Origin of the sequence: Cellulosimicrobium protaetiae (assembly GCF_009708005.2) — a bacterium.
GTDB lineage: Bacteria > Actinomycetota > Actinomycetes > Actinomycetales > Cellulomonadaceae > Cellulosimicrobium > Cellulosimicrobium protaetiae.
This window is the reverse complement of record NZ_CP052757.1, coordinates 3,647,309-3,661,482: the sequence shown is the minus strand read 5'-3', so window position 1 is coordinate 3,661,482 and position 14,174 is coordinate 3,647,309. Positions and strand designations below refer to the sequence as shown.

12 protein-coding genes are annotated in these 14,174 nt (G+C 75.5%); 9 read left to right on the top strand and 3 right to left on the bottom strand.

Features of this window, described 5'->3' with window-relative positions:
- Positions 1 to 186 precede the first annotated feature (186 nt).
- The 4 genes from FIC82_RS15805 (at position 187) to FIC82_RS15790 (ending at position 3,526) form a co-directional block, all read left to right on the top strand.
- Positions 187 to 1,065, top strand: coding sequence for an ABC transporter substrate-binding protein (locus FIC82_RS15805; protein ID WP_154799142.1), 879 nt, complete (start codon positions 187 to 189; stop codon positions 1,063 to 1,065).
- 3 nt (positions 1,066 to 1,068) lie between these two features.
- Positions 1,069 to 1,998 carry an amino acid ABC transporter permease gene (locus FIC82_RS15800; protein ID WP_253691223.1) on the top strand — a complete coding sequence of 310 codons (930 nt, stop codon included), beginning with the start codon at positions 1,069 to 1,071 and terminating at the stop codon, positions 1,996 to 1,998.
- The gene (locus FIC82_RS15795) at positions 1,995 to 2,798 is read left to right on the top strand and encodes an amino acid ABC transporter ATP-binding protein (RefSeq protein WP_154799141.1); all 804 of its coding nucleotides are present in this window, start codon (positions 1,995 to 1,997) and stop codon (positions 2,796 to 2,798) included. The genes FIC82_RS15800 and FIC82_RS15795 overlap by 4 nt, the downstream gene beginning before the upstream one ends.
- Positions 2,799 to 3,070: 272 nt before the next feature.
- A complete protein-coding gene (locus tag FIC82_RS15790; RefSeq protein WP_253691222.1) occupies positions 3,071 to 3,526 on the top strand; it encodes a hemerythrin domain-containing protein in 456 nt (151 codons plus the stop codon).
- Positions 3,527 to 3,619: 93 nt separating this feature from the next.
- Here the strand turns inward: FIC82_RS15790 and FIC82_RS15785 are convergent, their stop codons facing one another.
- Positions 3,620 to 5,803, bottom strand: a complete 2,184-nt coding sequence (locus tag FIC82_RS15785; protein ID WP_154799140.1) for a serine/threonine-protein kinase — start codon at positions 5,801 to 5,803, stop codon at positions 3,620 to 3,622.
- A gap of 108 nt (positions 5,804 to 5,911) precedes the next feature.
- On the opposite strand from FIC82_RS15785, the gene FIC82_RS15780 reads away from it, so the two are divergent.
- From FIC82_RS15780 to FIC82_RS15770, 3 genes are all read left to right on the top strand, one after another.
- Positions 5,912 to 7,915 (top strand): thioredoxin domain-containing protein, encoded by a 2,004-nt coding sequence (locus FIC82_RS15780; RefSeq protein WP_154799139.1) that lies wholly within the window; start codon positions 5,912 to 5,914, stop codon positions 7,913 to 7,915.
- 71 nt (positions 7,916 to 7,986) lie between these two features.
- Positions 7,987 to 8,463: a dsRBD fold-containing protein gene (locus tag FIC82_RS15775; RefSeq protein ID WP_154799138.1), complete on the top strand. Its 477-nt coding sequence runs from the start codon at positions 7,987 to 7,989 to the stop codon at positions 8,461 to 8,463.
- On the top strand, positions 8,460 to 8,720 hold the full coding sequence (locus FIC82_RS15770) for an acylphosphatase (RefSeq protein WP_168731979.1): 261 nt from the start codon (positions 8,460 to 8,462) through the stop codon (positions 8,718 to 8,720). The genes FIC82_RS15775 and FIC82_RS15770 overlap by 4 nt, the downstream gene beginning before the upstream one ends.
- A 60-nt stretch (positions 8,721 to 8,780) precedes the next feature.
- Here FIC82_RS15770 and FIC82_RS15765 read toward each other — a convergent pair whose 3' ends face one another.
- Positions 8,781 to 9,902: a M15 family metallopeptidase gene (locus tag FIC82_RS15765; protein WP_154799137.1), complete on the bottom strand. Its 1,122-nt coding sequence runs from the start codon at positions 9,900 to 9,902 to the stop codon at positions 8,781 to 8,783.
- A gap of 146 nt (positions 9,903 to 10,048) precedes the next feature.
- Here FIC82_RS15765 and FIC82_RS15760 point away from each other — a divergent pair, with 146 nt between their 5' ends.
- Complete coding sequence (locus tag FIC82_RS15760) at positions 10,049 to 11,179, top strand: DUF2235 domain-containing protein (protein ID WP_154799136.1); 1,131 nt, start codon at positions 10,049 to 10,051, stop codon at positions 11,177 to 11,179.
- Between the two features lie 54 nt (positions 11,180 to 11,233).
- Complete coding sequence (locus FIC82_RS15755) at positions 11,234 to 11,782, top strand: DsbA family protein (RefSeq protein ID WP_253691221.1); 549 nt, start codon at positions 11,234 to 11,236, stop codon at positions 11,780 to 11,782.
- A gap of 889 nt (positions 11,783 to 12,671) precedes the next feature.
- Here the strand turns inward: FIC82_RS15755 and nhaA are convergent.
- Entirely contained in the window at positions 12,672 to 14,087 is a 1,416-nt protein-coding gene (gene nhaA, locus FIC82_RS15750; protein ID WP_253691220.1) for a Na+/H+ antiporter NhaA, read from the bottom strand.
- Positions 14,088 to 14,174: the final 87 nt, after the last annotated feature.

Here is a 14,174-nt window from a genome sequence, read left to right as displayed (position 1 = left end):
ATCGAGGGCCTTCGTCGTGTCCGGGGTCCGGCTCTTGCGTCGCGCTCGGGGACGACGCGGCGTCACCTGTGACGCGGCCCACCCGGCCGAGGGCGCCCCGGGGGAAGCCACGGCCCACGGCCCGGCGTTATCGTCAGTGGCCGGCGCCCACCACTCCCGCGGGCGCCCGACACCCGGAAGGTCACCATGCGCCGTCTGCGTACCCGTCCCGCCGTCCTGACCGCCGTCACCGCGGTCGCCGCGCTCACGCTGACGGCCTGCTCGTCGGGAGGCGACGGTGACGACGCCGCGAGCCCGAGCGGCAGCGCGTCGGGCGACGCCGCGCAGTGCGAGCCCGGCGCGCTCCCGACGCTCACCGACGGCGTGCTGACCGTCGGCGCGGGCGAGGCGTACGCGCCGTGGTACATCGGCGAGCACGACTCGGGCGAGGGCTTCGAGTCGGCGCTGATCTACGCGGTCGCGGACCGCCTCGGCTATGCGGCCGACGACGTCGTCTGGGAGACCGTGACCTTCGAGCAGATCATCAGCCCGGCGGTGAAGCCGTTCGACGTCGCCGCGTACCAGACGTCGATCACCGACGAGCGCGAGCAGGCCGTCGACTTCTCCAGCCCGTACCTCACGACGCGCCAGGGCGTCATCGTCATGGAGGACGGCCCGTACGCTGGCGCGACGACGCTCGCCGAGCTCGACGGCGCGCGCATCGGCGTCACGGCCGCGCAGACGAGCCTCACGCTCGCGGAGGGCGCGTGGGGCGAGGACGCGGACATCTCGCCGTACAACGCGGCGGGCGACGGCATGCAGGCGCTCCAGTCCGGGACGATCGACGCGATGGTCATGGACGTCGACCAGGGCGTCGCCGCGTCGACCGAGTACTTCCCCGACTCCGTCGTCATCGGGACGCTGCCCGACCAGGGCGTCGTCGAGCAGTACGGGCTCGTGCTCGACCTGGACTCCGCGCTGACCGACTGCGTGACCCAGGCCGTGGACGAGCTCGAGGCCGACGGCACGCTCGCCGAGCTGCGCACGACGTGGCTCAAGTCGGACGACATCCCCGTCCTCGACTGACCCGTGACCGTGCCCGACGACGCGCGCCCGCCCGGGCGCAGCGAGGTGCCCGGCGGAGCCCCGACCACCGCGTGGTCGCCGTCGCCGCTCGCGCTCGACCGGGCGGCGTTCCGGCGCACCCAGCGCCGCCGCTCGCTCCTCGTGGCGCTCGTGAGCACGGTGCTCGTCGTCGCGGCGGTCGTGCTCGTCGTCGTCAACGCGCCCGGCTGGGAGCGCGCGCGGACCGCGTTCTTCGACCCCGCGATGGCGTGGGAGTCGCTGCCCGCGATCCTCGAGGGGCTGTGGCTCAACCTGCGCGTGTGGGTCGTGGCGGGAGTCGTCGGGACGCTGCTCGGTCTCGGGCTGGCGATCGCGCGCACGAGCCGCATCCCGGCGCTCTTCCCGCTGCGCGCGTTCGCGACCGCGTACGTCGACCTGTTCCGCGGGGTGCCGCTCCTGCTCGTCCTGCTGCTCGTCGGCTTCGGGCTGCCGGCGCTGCGCCTGGAGTGGCTGCCGACGTCGGGCGCCTTCCTCGGGGCGCTCGCGATCGTCCTCACCTACACCGCCTACCTGGCCGAGGTGTTCCGCGCGGGCATCGAGTCGGTGCACCCGTCGCAGGTCGCGGCCGCACGTTCGCTCGGGCTCACGCGTGCCCAGACGACGCGCCGCGTCGTCCTGCCGCAGGCCGTGCGCAACGTCACCGCCCCGCTCGCGAACAACCTCGTCTCGCTCCAGAAGGACTCGGGCCTCATCTCCGTGCTCGGCGCGGTCGACGCGATCCGCGCGGCGCAGATCGCGACGACGGGCAGCTACAACTTCACGCCCTACGTCGTCGCGGGGATCCTGTTCTTCCTCGTGTCGTTCCCGCTGACGCGCGCGGTCGACGCGTACCAGGCGCGCCGCGGCTGGGGCCGGTCGCTCGCGACCGTGAGCGGGGCGGGGGACATCCGATGAGCTCTCCGTACGGGCCGGCGGCCCCGGCCGTGCAGGACGCGGGAGCAGGTCACCTGCTGTCGCTGCGCGGTGTCCGCAAGACCTTCCCCGCCCCGGGTGCCCCGGGTGGGCGCCGCGTCGTGCTCGACGGGATCGACCTCGACGTCGACGCGCACCGGTGCGTCGTGCTCGTCGGGTCGTCCGGCTCGGGCAAGTCGACGCTGCTGCGCGTCGTCAACCTGCTCGACGAGGTCGACGACGGGCAGATCCTGCTCGACGGCGAGGACGTCGCGGACCCGCGGCTCGACGCGAACCGCGTCCGGGCCCGCATGGGCATGGTCTTCCAGGCGTACAACCTCTTCCCGCACCTCACGGTGCTCGACAACGTGACGCTCGCGCCCCGCCTCGTGCACCGGCGGGCGCGCGCCGAGGCGGAGGCGGCGGCCGTCGAGATGCTGGGCCGGGTCGGGCTCGGGCACAAGGTGACCGCGTACCCCGACCAGCTCTCGGGCGGCGAGCAGCAGCGCGCGGCCATCGCGCGCGCCCTCGTCAACGGCCCGGAGCTCCTCCTGCTCGACGAGGTGACGTCCGCGCTCGACCCCGAGCTCGTCGGCGAGGTGCTCGACCTGCTCGCCGAGCTGCGTGCCGAGGGCCGCACGATGCTCGTCGCGACGCACGAGATGGGCTTCGCGCGCCGCGTCGCCGACGAGGTCTGCTTCCTCCACGAGGGCCGCGTCCACGAGCGCGGCACGCCCGAGCAGGTGCTCGGCGACCCGCAGCGCGAGCGCACCCGCGCGTTCCTCCGCCGCCTCCACGCCTGAGCACCCCCACCCCGCCGAACACGACGTGAGGGTCGTTCTGAGCCCCTTCGCGCCCTTCAGGTCGTGCTCGACGGCGCGTGGTGTCGTTCTCGGCGGACGGCGTCGCGACCCAGGGGTGGCTCGTCGATCGGCTGGTAGGGTCGCGCCAGCGTCGCGTGCCGGTGACGGACCACGTCAGGCATGGAGGCGCCGAACCCGGAGAGGGGTGACCGTGACGACACGGACCCTTTCCTCGTTCCTCACCGGTGAGTGAGGGCGAGAAGACCAGGCTCGTGGCCTGGTACGACGAGATGCGCGCGGTGCACGGCCGGCTGCGGCGCGCGCTCGAGCTGGTGCAGGACACGGCGGCCGACGGCGCGGGCCCGCCCGGCCCGGCCGCGGACCTGCTCGTGTGGTGCCGCGGGTTCTGCACCGCGCTCACCCGGCACCACACCGCCGAGGACGCCGTGCTCTTCCCCGAGCTGGAGCGGCGACACCCCGGCCTGGCCGACGTGCTGCGACGCCTGCGCCAGGACCACGGGATGATCGCCTACCTCGTCGCCGACCTCGAGCACGCGCTCGACCGGGCGGCGGACCCCGGGGCGTCGCGGGACGCCGTCGTGCGCCACGTCGAGGGGGTGGGGGCGATCATGGAGTCGCACTTCCGGTACGAGGAGCGGGCGCTCGGCGAAGTCCTCGCCGCGCTCGACCTCACGGCACCGCGCGACGACGTGCTCGGTCCGCTCTGAGGTAGCGGCCGGGTGACACCCCGCGGTGCGGCCGGCCGCCGCCCGGCTGCTTCCCGGCTGCTGCCGGACCGCCGCACGGCCGCCGCCCGTCGGTCAGCCGCGCAGGACGAGCACCACCGTGGTCACGACCGACGCGCACGCGAGGAGCGCGTACGCCCATGTCCACGTGCGCTGCCCGGCCACGCGCAGCATCACGGCCACCGCGAGCGCCGCCAGGGCGAGCGCGGGGCCGTCGACGAGCGGGGCCGTGTCGATCGAGACGCGCAGGGTCTCCAGGAGCTGCGGCGGCAAGGGGACGAAGGGCTCGCTGTCCCGTGCTGCGCCGTCGGGCACGAGCCACACCGTGCGCAGCACGGCGAGGACTGCGAGCAGGCGCGGCAGCGCGCGCAGGAGCGCACCCCCGACCCGTGACCGGTCCCAGGACCGCGTCGTGGGCCGGGAGGGAGCCGCCGACCGGGACGGTGACGAGGGCGCGGGGGCCGGCGCCTGCTGCGGGGGCACCGCAGAGACGGGTCCGGGCTCCCGCGCGTACGCGGGCTGCGGGGCCGGGGCGCTCGTGACAGCCGCACCGGTGACGCGCGCGGGGGCGGGGGCCGGGCGGACCGCCGGGGGCGACGGTGTGGGCCCGAGGTGCTGGACCGTCCGCCGTCGCGGGGGCACGGACGGCGGCGCGGGTCGCCCGACCTGCGTGGCGACGAGGTCGGGGGAGTCCAGCACGCGCGTGCGCGCGACGGACACGGACGCCGGCCCGGCCGAGGACGACGCGGAGGGCGGTCGGCCCAGCGTCGAGACCCGGCGCACGGGCACGGGCCGCCCGCCCACGTCGTGACGCACCGGGACGGGGGCGGGCTCGTCCGTGCGCAGCCGGGCGACGCGGACCACGGGCTCGGGGGGCGTCACCTGCGGCGGGCGACGGTACGCCCGCCACCCGCGCAACGTGTCGGCGTGCCCCGCCGGGGGCGCGGCGACCTGCCACTGCATCGCCTGCCAGAGCCAGTCCTTGAGCTCGGCCGGGGTCCGGCCGTCGGCGACGTGCGCGCCGATGCTCGCCACGTGGTCGGCGATGACCTCGGCGGCCGCACCGTCGAACCCGTCGCCGTGCACCTCGGCGAGCACGCTCATCAGCGTCGCGTCGTAGACGAGGGCGTGCCAGGGCTCGGAGACGCGGGCCCCCACGCCGGACGTCGTCGACCCGCCCGCCGACACGGACCCGCCGGACGCCGCGCCGGTCGCCGCGACCGACGCCGGCTCGGCGCGGGGCACCGGTCCCGTCGTGGCGGCCAGCCCGGCGACCGGACCGAGCGCGCGCTCGGCAGCGGTGGCGCCGTCGGCCATGATCCTCCGGGTGAGGAGCAGCGTGTCGTCCGCGGCCTCCCCGGCGAGCCGGGCCCGGAGCACCGCGGCGACGCTCTCCAGCGCGGGTCGATGGTTCGGCTGGTACCGGGTCATGGACAGGATCAGGTCCTGCAGGCGGGGGTCGATCTCCGGCAGCTCGCCCGGGGCCGGGGCGAGCTCCATCCCGGCCGGCACCCCCACGAGGTCGTCGGGGACCTCCCGGACGAGGTCCTCGGCCCCGAGGTCGCGACCGAGGAAGTTCAGGTCCGCCGGCACGACGCCCGTGCACGCGAACACCAGCAGCAGACCGAGGGCGTACACGTCGGAACGCGGGTGGACGCGGCGCGCGAACAGCTCGGGCGCCATGTACGCCAGGGTCCCGACCGGCTGGGTCGACGTCGCGGCGTCGAACATCTTCGCGATGCCGAGGTCGAGGAGGACGACGCGGTCCCCGTCGACCATGATGTTGGCGGGCTTGAGGTCGCGGTGCACGCAGTGCTGCTCCTGCAGCACGAGCAGCGCCTCCGCGACCTGCGCGGCGAGCCGCAGCGCTCGCGGACCGTCGAGCGGCCCGGCCGCGCGGACGTGGTCGCGCAGCGTCGTCCCGGGCACGAGCTCCATCGCGAACCAGGGCTGCTCGTCGTCCAGGCCCGAGCGGACGAACGCGGGGAACCCGCGCCCGCCGACCGCCTCCAGCAGGCGCGCCTCCTGGGCGAAGCGCTCGCGCGCGCCGTCCTGCAGGCCGGTCAGGACCTTCACGGCGACGTCGTCGCCCCCCGCGTCCGTGGCGCGGTAGACGTGCGCGAACCCGCCGTGACCGAGCACCTCGGCGAGCACGAACGCGCCCTTGCTCTCGCCGCTCGCCGGGACCTGACGCACCGGTCGTCGGGGGAGCGACGGAGCGGGTGCGGCGGCGGGCGCGGAGCGCTCAGGGGCGGGCATAGGCGCAACGTTACAAGTGACCCGGTCAGGGACGTAGCGGACAACCACGACGTCCCACGACCGCGCCCCGCGCCCCACCGCGCCGGGCGACCTGGCAGTCTGGGCGGCATGGTCAACCGCCTCGCCGACGCCGTGAGCCCGTACCTGCGTCAGCACGCCGACAACCCGGTCGACTGGCACCCGTGGGGTGCCGAGGCGTTCGCCGAGGCGCGGCGCCGGGACGTGCCGGTGATGGTGTCGGTCGGGTACGCGACGTGCCACTGGTGCCACGTGATGGCACGCGAGAGCTTCTCCGACCCCGGGATCGGCGCGCTGCTCGCGCAGGGCTTCGTGGCGGTGAAGGTCGACCGCGAGGAGCACCCCGACGTCGACGCGAGCCTGCTCGCCGCGGCGAGCGCGTTCACGCCCGACCTCGGCTGGCCGCTCACCGTGTTCACGACGCCGGACGGCGCCCCGTTCTACGCCGGCACGTACTGGCCGCCGGTCCCCGTGGCGGGCCGGCCCGCGTTCCGGGACGTGCTCGACGCCGTCGCGCGGGCCTGGGAGGAGCGGCGCGACCAGGCCGTCGAGACCGGCGAGGCGATCCGTGCGGCGCTCCGGGACGCCGCGGCGGGGCGGCGGACCGGCGTCCCGAGCGCTGCGGCGACGACGGTCGCCGCGCCGGGGGAGCCCGGCGCCCCCGCCGGGGCCGACGACGGGCCGATCGGCCGGCCCGCCGACCATGCGCGCACCGTCGTCGACCGGCTCGAGGCGGCGGAGGACCGCGTGCACGGCGGGTTCGGCGGCGCGCCGAAGTTCCCCGTCGCCCCCGCGCTCGAGCTCCTGCTCGACGTCGCCGCGTCGTCGGTCGTGGACCCCGAGGTCGCGCGGCGCGCGCTCGTCCTCGCGGGGCGCACGGTCGACGCCGTGGCGGCGAGCCCGCTGCGCGACGTCGACGGCGGGTTCTTCCGGTACGCGACGCGGCCCGACTGGTCGGAGCCGCACTACGAGCGGATGCTCTACGACAACGCCCAGCTCCTCTCGGCCGCGACGACCCTCGCGGTGCTCCGGCGGACCGGGCCGGTGGACGGACCGCTCCGCACGCCCGCGCCCGCCCCAGGTACCCCGGACCCGGGCGAGGGCGCCGCGCGGGTCGCGGCCGACGTCGGGCGCTTCCTCCTGCGCGTGCTGCGCCTGGCCGACGGCGCGTTCGCCAGCGCGCAGGACTCCGAGTCCGTCGTCGACGGCGAGCGCGTCGAGGGTGGCTACTACCTGCTCCCGCCCGCCGAGCGCGCCCACCACGAGCCGCCCCGGCTCGACACCAAGGTGCTCACCGGCTGGAACGGCCTCGCGATCGAAGCGCTCGCCCGCGCCGGCCACCACCTCGACCTGCCCGACCTCACGGACGCCGCGCGCGCCGCCGCGGACCGGCTCCTCGCGACGCACGTGCGCGCCGACGGGACGCTCGTGCGGGCCTCGGAGGGTGGCGTCGCGTCCGACGCCGTCGCGACGCTCGAGGACCACGGCACCCTCGCGACGGGTCTCCTCGTCCTGGGCGGGCTCACGGGCGAGCCCCGGTACGTGCGCGAGGGCCTGCGGCTCGTCGACGCGACCGTCGGCGCGGACGGGGAGCTGGCGCCGCCGCAGGGCACCGACCCCGTGCTCACCGACCTCGGGCTCGCCGCGGGTGCCGCCGCCGACGCCTCCGAGGGCGCCGTGCCGTCGGGCACGACGGCGGCGGCGCGCGCCGCGCTGCTCGCCCACCTCGCGACGGGCGAGCCGCGCTACCGCGACGCCGCCCGCGCGCACGTCGCCTCGTCGAGCGGGGCGAGCGAGCACCCGCTCGGCGCGGCCGGGGTGCTGCGCGTCGCCGTCGGGCTCGCCGAGCCGCCGCACCAGCTCGTGCTCGTCGCGGACCTCGGGCTCCAGGAGGCGTTCCGGGCGGTCGCGCGGGACTGGTACCACCCGAACGGGATCCTCCTCGGCGCGACGCCCGGGGAGGCCGCGGCGCTCGCGGTCGACGGCGTCGGGCTGCTCGACGGTCGCGGCCCGGGCGCCTACCTGTGCGCCGACTTCGTGTGCCGCCTCCCGGCGCACGACCCCGACGCGCTGCGGGTCCAGCTCGGCGGCTGAACGGGCCCCGGGGGTGCAGGGGGCCCGCCCCGGTCGCATGATGGAAGGGCGGTGCGGCACGAGGAGGAGCCATGAGGGCATCGGTCGGGGACAGGATCGTGACCGCCTCGGGCGTGGTCGGCGGAGCGGTGCGCGACGGGGTGGTGGTCGAGCTGCGGCACGAGGACGGCTCGCCGCCGTACCTCGTCGAGTGGACCGACACGGGCGAGCGCACGCTCGTCTACCCGGGGTCGGACAGCTACGTCGAGCACGTCCCCGGTGCGGAGACCGGGGGCGGGACCGACACCACGAAGGTGTGGCGCGTGCAGGTGAGCGTCGTCGAGTCGGAGGGACGCACGACGGCGGAGGCGGTGCTCGTCGCGGAGACGCCGGAGCACGTGCGGACGGTCGGGCGCGCGCGGCGCGACCCGCACGACCTGGACGTCCCGCTCATCGGCGACGAGATCGCCGTCGGTCGCGCGCTGCGGCGGCTCGCGGACCGGCTGCTGGACGACGCCGAGTCGGACATCGAGTCGTCCACGGGCGTCCCGGCGCACGTGCACCTGTGACGACGGCTCCCGACGCACCGGTCGCGCTGCGGGCGGTCGTGCACGGGCGGGTCCAGGGCGTCGGATTCCGGTGGGCTACGCGCGAGCGGCTCGCCGCGCTGGGCCTCGACGGGGCCGCGACGAACCGTCCCGACGGCACGGTCGAGGTGGTCGCCACGGGGCCGCGGGGAGCGGTCGACCGGCTCGTGGCGTGGTTGCGCGAGGGCACGACGCCGGGTCACGTCACCCGGGTGGACGTCGACGCGGGCGCGGGGTGACGACGGTCCCGCCGCGCGCAGGACGAGTCGGCCACGACGCCGGTCCGGGAGTGCGACCGCTCAGGAGTCCGCGCGGGCCAGCACCGACTCCCAGTGCCACGGCTCGGGCACGCGCCCGTCGGGCTCGGCGAAGTCGGGGTGGGTCCAGCCGTAGGACTCGGCGTTCTGCTTGAGCCACTCGTACTGCGGGGTGCCGAACGCCTGCACGCCGCCGCCCAGGTCGACGGCGAACCCCAGGCCGTGGTTCGAGCAGCCGGGGGGCGCGGCGATCGGCGACGACGGGTCGTAGAGCCCCGCCTGCTCCTCGTACGTCCGGTACGAGGAGTTGATCGTCAGGTGCACGCCGAACCGCTCGACGTAGGCCGCGTCGAGGGCGACGAGACCGTCGAGCACGTCGGCACGCACGCGGTCCGACGGCGACCACGGGATCGGGGCGAGCGCGGAGTCGGGCACGCGCCCGCCGTCCGGGTCCCACACCTGGTCCGGAGCGGGGCAGGAGACGGCGTCCTGCGCGGTCGACATCTCCTCCGTCGACGTGGCGACGGTCGCCAGGTCCGCCTCCAGGTCGAGCACGGCCTGCTCCAGCGCGGCGAGGTCGTCGGCGGACGCTCCGGTCCCGGCCGCCTCCGACGTCGTCGCGGCCGCGTCGAGCGCTTCCCGGAGCCGGGTGCGCACCGCCTCGTCGGCACCCAGGCCCTCCGTGGCGGCGTAGATCTTCTCGCCCTGCTCCTGGACGGGCGCGAGGCTCGTCCGGGCCTCCTCGACCTGGGCACGCGCGTGGTCCAGCATCGAGGCGTGCACGGCCTGCGACGCCTGCTCCAGCGACGCGGTCGCGCCCGTCGTGCCGGTCGTCATGCGAACGAGGAACGACGCACCGAGCAGGGCGCGCGCGTCGACGACCTCGGCCGAGAGGTCGTCCCGGACGGCGGGGTCGGCGACCTTCCCGTCGGACGTCGCCAGCAGCTCCTGCGCCACGGCCGTCCGCCCGTCCAGCTCGTCGTAGGTCGACCCCCGGTACCAGACCAGCCCACCGCCGGCGGCCCCGAGGAGGAGCGCCAGCGTCACGACGACGGCGACCCACACGCCGCGGTGCCCGCGCGTCCCGCGGGCGTGCCGTCGCTCCGTCCCGGTCGGGTGGTAGCCCGGGGGTTCGGTGGAGGAGGGGGCGTTCGTGACGGTCACACCGCCAGAACCTACGCCACCGGGCGCGCGCCCCCGGACCGTTCGGCGGTGAGCACGGACACGCTCACCGAAGTATCACGAACCCCGCAGGACCCTCCCCAGATGGTGACCCCGGCGACGGTGCCGGGCGAGGTGGGGAGAGGGTCATGAAGCGGCTGGTGCTGTGCTGCGACGGCACGTGGAACTCGCCGGTGAACGCGAGCGTGTCGAACATCGAGAAGATCGCGCGCTCGGTCCGCACCGGCATCGGACCGGACGGCGTGCAGCAGATGGTGTTCTCCGTCGAGGGCGTCGGGGCGCAGGGCTACCTCGTCGACCGGCTGCTCGGCGGGGCGTTCGGGTACGGGCTGACGCGCAACGTCGTCGCGGGGTACCGCCATCTCGCGCTCAACTACGAGCCCGGCGACGAGATCTACGTGTTCGGGTTCAGCCGTGGCGCCTACACGGCCCGCAGCGTCGTCGGCATGATCTCCACGGTCGGGCTGCTCACGCAGGACTCCCTCGCGCGCGACCACCTGTGCGACGCCGAGCGGATCTACCGCGTGCGCGACGCCGCGCAGCGCGCCGAGCAGGCCGCGGCCTTCCGCGCGGGGCACTGCCACGACCACGTCCCCGTCGCGTTCCTCGGGGTGTTCGACACGGTCGGTGCACTGGGTGTCCCGGGGTTGTCGCGCCGACGCAGCCGGTTCCACGACCTCCGTCTGTCCGGCGACGTCGAGTGCGCGCGCCAGGCCCTCGCGATCGACGACCGTCGGATCACGTTCGAGCCCTGCCTGTGGGACGTCCCCGTCGCCATGGCGGCCCGGGTCAAGCAGGTGTGGTTCCCCGGCGGGCACAGCGACGTCGGCGGTGGGGCGCGCGCCCGCGCGCTCTCCGACACCGCGCTCCTGTGGATGGTCGGCGAGGCGATCGCGCGCGGGCTGTCGTTCGACGAGGACCGGCTGTTCGCCCAGCTCCACCACGAGGACGAGTTCGTGTGCCGGTTCCGCCCCGGCCTGCTCTTCGGCGCGCTCAACGTCCTCAAGCGGATGCACCGGCGTCCGCGCTTCCGCGGCGACCGGCGCGTCCTCGCGGGCGTGCCCACCCCGCCGGGCACCGTCGACGCCGTCTACCTCGCCCAGACCGCGGCCTACCTCACCGCGGACCCCGCGTCCGACTACGCGCGGCACGCGCGGAACGTCTCCTGGTGGCGCGAGAGCGCGGGGCCGGGTCTGGAGCGGCTCGTCGAGCCGATCCCCGGCGGGACGAGGGAGGACCGTCCGCTCGTCCTCGCGTGAGTCGCCGTCCGCCCGCCGGGTGCGGCACGCGACACCCGTGCCATGCTGGGCGGCGTGACCGAGCAGACCGCAGCACCGATCCCGGCCGAGCAGCTCGTCCCTGCCGACGCGCACGTGCTCGGCAACCCGGACGCGCCCGTGACGATCGTCGAGTTCGGCGACCTCGAGTGCCCGTACTGCGCCGCCGCCGCGCCGGTCCTGCGGCAGGCCGTGGAGTCGTCGGGCGGGCGCGTGCGCCTCGTGTTCCGGCACTTCCCCCTGTTCGAGATCCACCCGCACGCGCTCTCCGCCGCGCTCGCGGTCGAGGCCGCCGCGGTGCAGGGAAGGTTCTGGGAGATGCAGGCCGCGCTGTTCGAGCACCAGGACCAGCTCGGCGAGGCCGGCCTCGCGGACCGGGCCGAGGAGCTCGGCATCGACGGTGCCTCGGTCGTCGGGGACGCGGCGCAGCAGCACGCCGCGCCCGTGCAGCGCGACTACGCCGACGCCCTCGCCGTGGGCGTCCAGGGCACCCCGACCCTGTTCGTCAACGGCGTCCGCTACCGCGGCCGCGTCACCGCCGACGGCCTCCGCACCGCCATCGAGGCCGCCACCCCGGCGAGGTAGAACCGCGGTCGCGCGAGGTAGAACCGTGGTCGGCCGAGGTAGAACCGTGGTCCCGCGAGGCAGAACCGTGGTCGCGCGAGGTAGAACCGTGGTCGCGCGAGGTAGAACCGTGGTCGCGCGAGGTAGAACCTTGGTCGGTCGAGGTAGAACCGTGGTTCTTGTGCTCGACGGCGGTGTGGTCGCCTTGGGTGGGCGGGGTGAGTGGTGGTGCCGCGTCTACCATCCGCCGCTCGTTCCTCGCGGCTCCCGCCAGGCCCGCCACGACGCGGCACCACCACCCACCCCGCCCTACTCCGTCTCACCCTGGTCGTCGCTCACCCGGGCGACCGCCCGCGGTGCTGAGTCCGGCCTGCGCCGCACGACCGGCCGGGTTGCCGTACCTCGGCGCCACGCCACTATCGCCGGCTGGAGCGCCGTCGCGTCGAGCAGGTGGTCTTGGTGCATCGTGCTCGCGGGACGCGCCCAGGTCGCCTGCTCGACCAGCCGGGACGGCCTGGTCGGCGTCTCGCTGACCATGGCACGGGTGTCCCGATCCTCACGGGCGCCCGTTCCAGGGGGCACCGGCGATCGCGAGCGGCACGTCGCCATCCCGCTCAGGCGAGACGATCGCCGAGCGGTGGGGGTGGGCTCGGATGCGAAGGGGCGTCAGAGCCGCGCTCCTCGAACCCACGGCCGAACGACCGGGGTGACGGCGCGGCAGCCCCGAGCACCGAGACCACCCCCACCGCGGACGCAACCACGCGGGCTCGGGACGCAACCACGCGGGCTCGGGACGCAACCACGCGGGCTCGGGACGCAACCACGCGGGCTCGGCCCGACCAGGGTTCTATCTCGACGCACCAGGGTTCTACCTCGGCGGGCCCGGGTTCTCTCTCGGTGGAGGTGGGGCTCAGGCGGTCGCGGGTGGGCGCCAGGGGAGGGGCGGGAGCTCGGGTGGGGGGCCGTCGGCGCCGGGTGAGCAGAGGGGCCAGCGCTCGCCGAAGAGGCGGAGCGCGAGCGAGCCGAGCACGGCGGCGACGAGCGAGCCGGCGAGGATGCCGATCTTGGCCTGCTCGATGAGCGCCTCGTCGTCGAACGCGAGCTCGGCGATGAAGAGCGAGATGGTGAAGCCGATGCCGGCGAGGATCGCCCCGCCGAGCAGGTGGGAGTAGCGCACGCGGCCCGGGAGGTCGCCGAGTCCGAGGCGCAGGGCGAGCGTCGCGGCACCGAAGATGCCGACGGCGTTGCCCACGACGAGCGCGACGGCGACGCCGATCGTCACGGGCGACGTCGCTGCGGTCCGGAGCGACTCGGCGTCGAGCTGCACGCCCGCGTTGGCGAGGCCGAACACCGGCACGACGACGTACGCGCTCCACGGGTGCAGCACGCGCTGGAGGCGCTCGCTCGTGGGGACGGCCGCGCGCGCGGCGAGCTCGGTGAGGTGCTCGCGCTCCGCCGTCGTCTCCTGCGCGAGGCGTTTGGCGTACTTGGGCACGACCGCGACGTCGACGGGCCGCGACGAGCGGGACGGGACGAGCAGGCCCACGAGGACGCCCGCGAGCGTCGCGTGGACGCCGGACGCGTAGACCGCGCCCCACAGCGCGATCCCGGCGAGCGCGTACGGGGTGAGCCGCCAGACACCGAGCCAGCGCAGCGCGAGGATGACGGCGACGAGCACGGCGGCGACGAGGAGACCCGGGAGCCAGAGGTCGTCGGTGTAGAAGAGCGCCATGACGGTGATGGCGCCGATGTCGTCCACGACGGCGAGCGTGAGGAGGAAGAGCCGGAGCTGGTCTGGGCAGCGCGGCCCGAACAGGGCGAGGATCCCGACGAGGAACGCCGTGTCGGTCGACATGACGATGCCCCAGCCGTGCTGCGCGGGGGACCCGGCGTTGAACGCGACGTAGATGAGCGCGGGCACGGCGAGCCCGCCGAGCGCGCCGAGCGCCGGCACGGCGACGGTCCGCCGGTTGCGCAGCTCGCCGCTCGTCACCTCGCGGTTGATCTCGAGGCCGATGACGAGGAAGAACACGGCCATCGCAGCGTCGTTGACCCAGTGGTGCAGGTCCATCTCGAACGACCACGGCCCGACGTGCCAGCCCGCGGTCGCCGACCACAGGTCGTCGTAGGCCCCCGACCAGGCGGAGTTCGCCCACACGAGCGCGACGACGGTCGCGACGAGCAGCAGCACGGCGCCGCCCGCCTCGGTCGCCAGGAACGAGCGCAGCGAGGGCGCGACGGGACGCAGCTGGAAGCGCAGCGGCGGGCCCGGCCGGGCGGGGACGCGGACGATTGGGAACGACGACGGCGGAGCGGGCTCGGTCACGGGGCCTCCGGGTGGTCGGGGACGGGCGACGCCCCCGGGCGTCGGACGTGAGAGCTGGGATCTTCGGACCGACCCTGGGTCGGCCCT

Bases quoted from the DNA above. Each gene is read 5' to 3' on its own strand.
- FIC82_RS15805 (WP_154799142.1), top strand. From the start codon at position 187: ATGCGCCGTCTGCGTACCCGTCCCGCCGTCCTGACCGCCGTCACCGCG.
- FIC82_RS15795 (WP_154799141.1), top strand. From the start codon at position 1,995: ATGAGCTCTCCGTACGGGCCGGCGGCCCCGGCCGTGCAGGACGCGGGA.
- FIC82_RS15785 (WP_154799140.1), bottom strand. From the start codon at position 5,803: ATGCCCGCCCCTGAGCGCTCCGCGCCCGCCGCCGCACCCGCTCCGTCG.
- FIC82_RS15780 (WP_154799139.1), top strand. From the start codon at position 5,912: ATGGTCAACCGCCTCGCCGACGCCGTGAGCCCGTACCTGCGTCAGCAC.
- FIC82_RS15775 (WP_154799138.1), top strand. From the start codon at position 7,987: ATGAGGGCATCGGTCGGGGACAGGATCGTGACCGCCTCGGGCGTGGTC.
- FIC82_RS15760 (WP_154799136.1), top strand. From the start codon at position 10,049: ATGAAGCGGCTGGTGCTGTGCTGCGACGGCACGTGGAACTCGCCGGTG.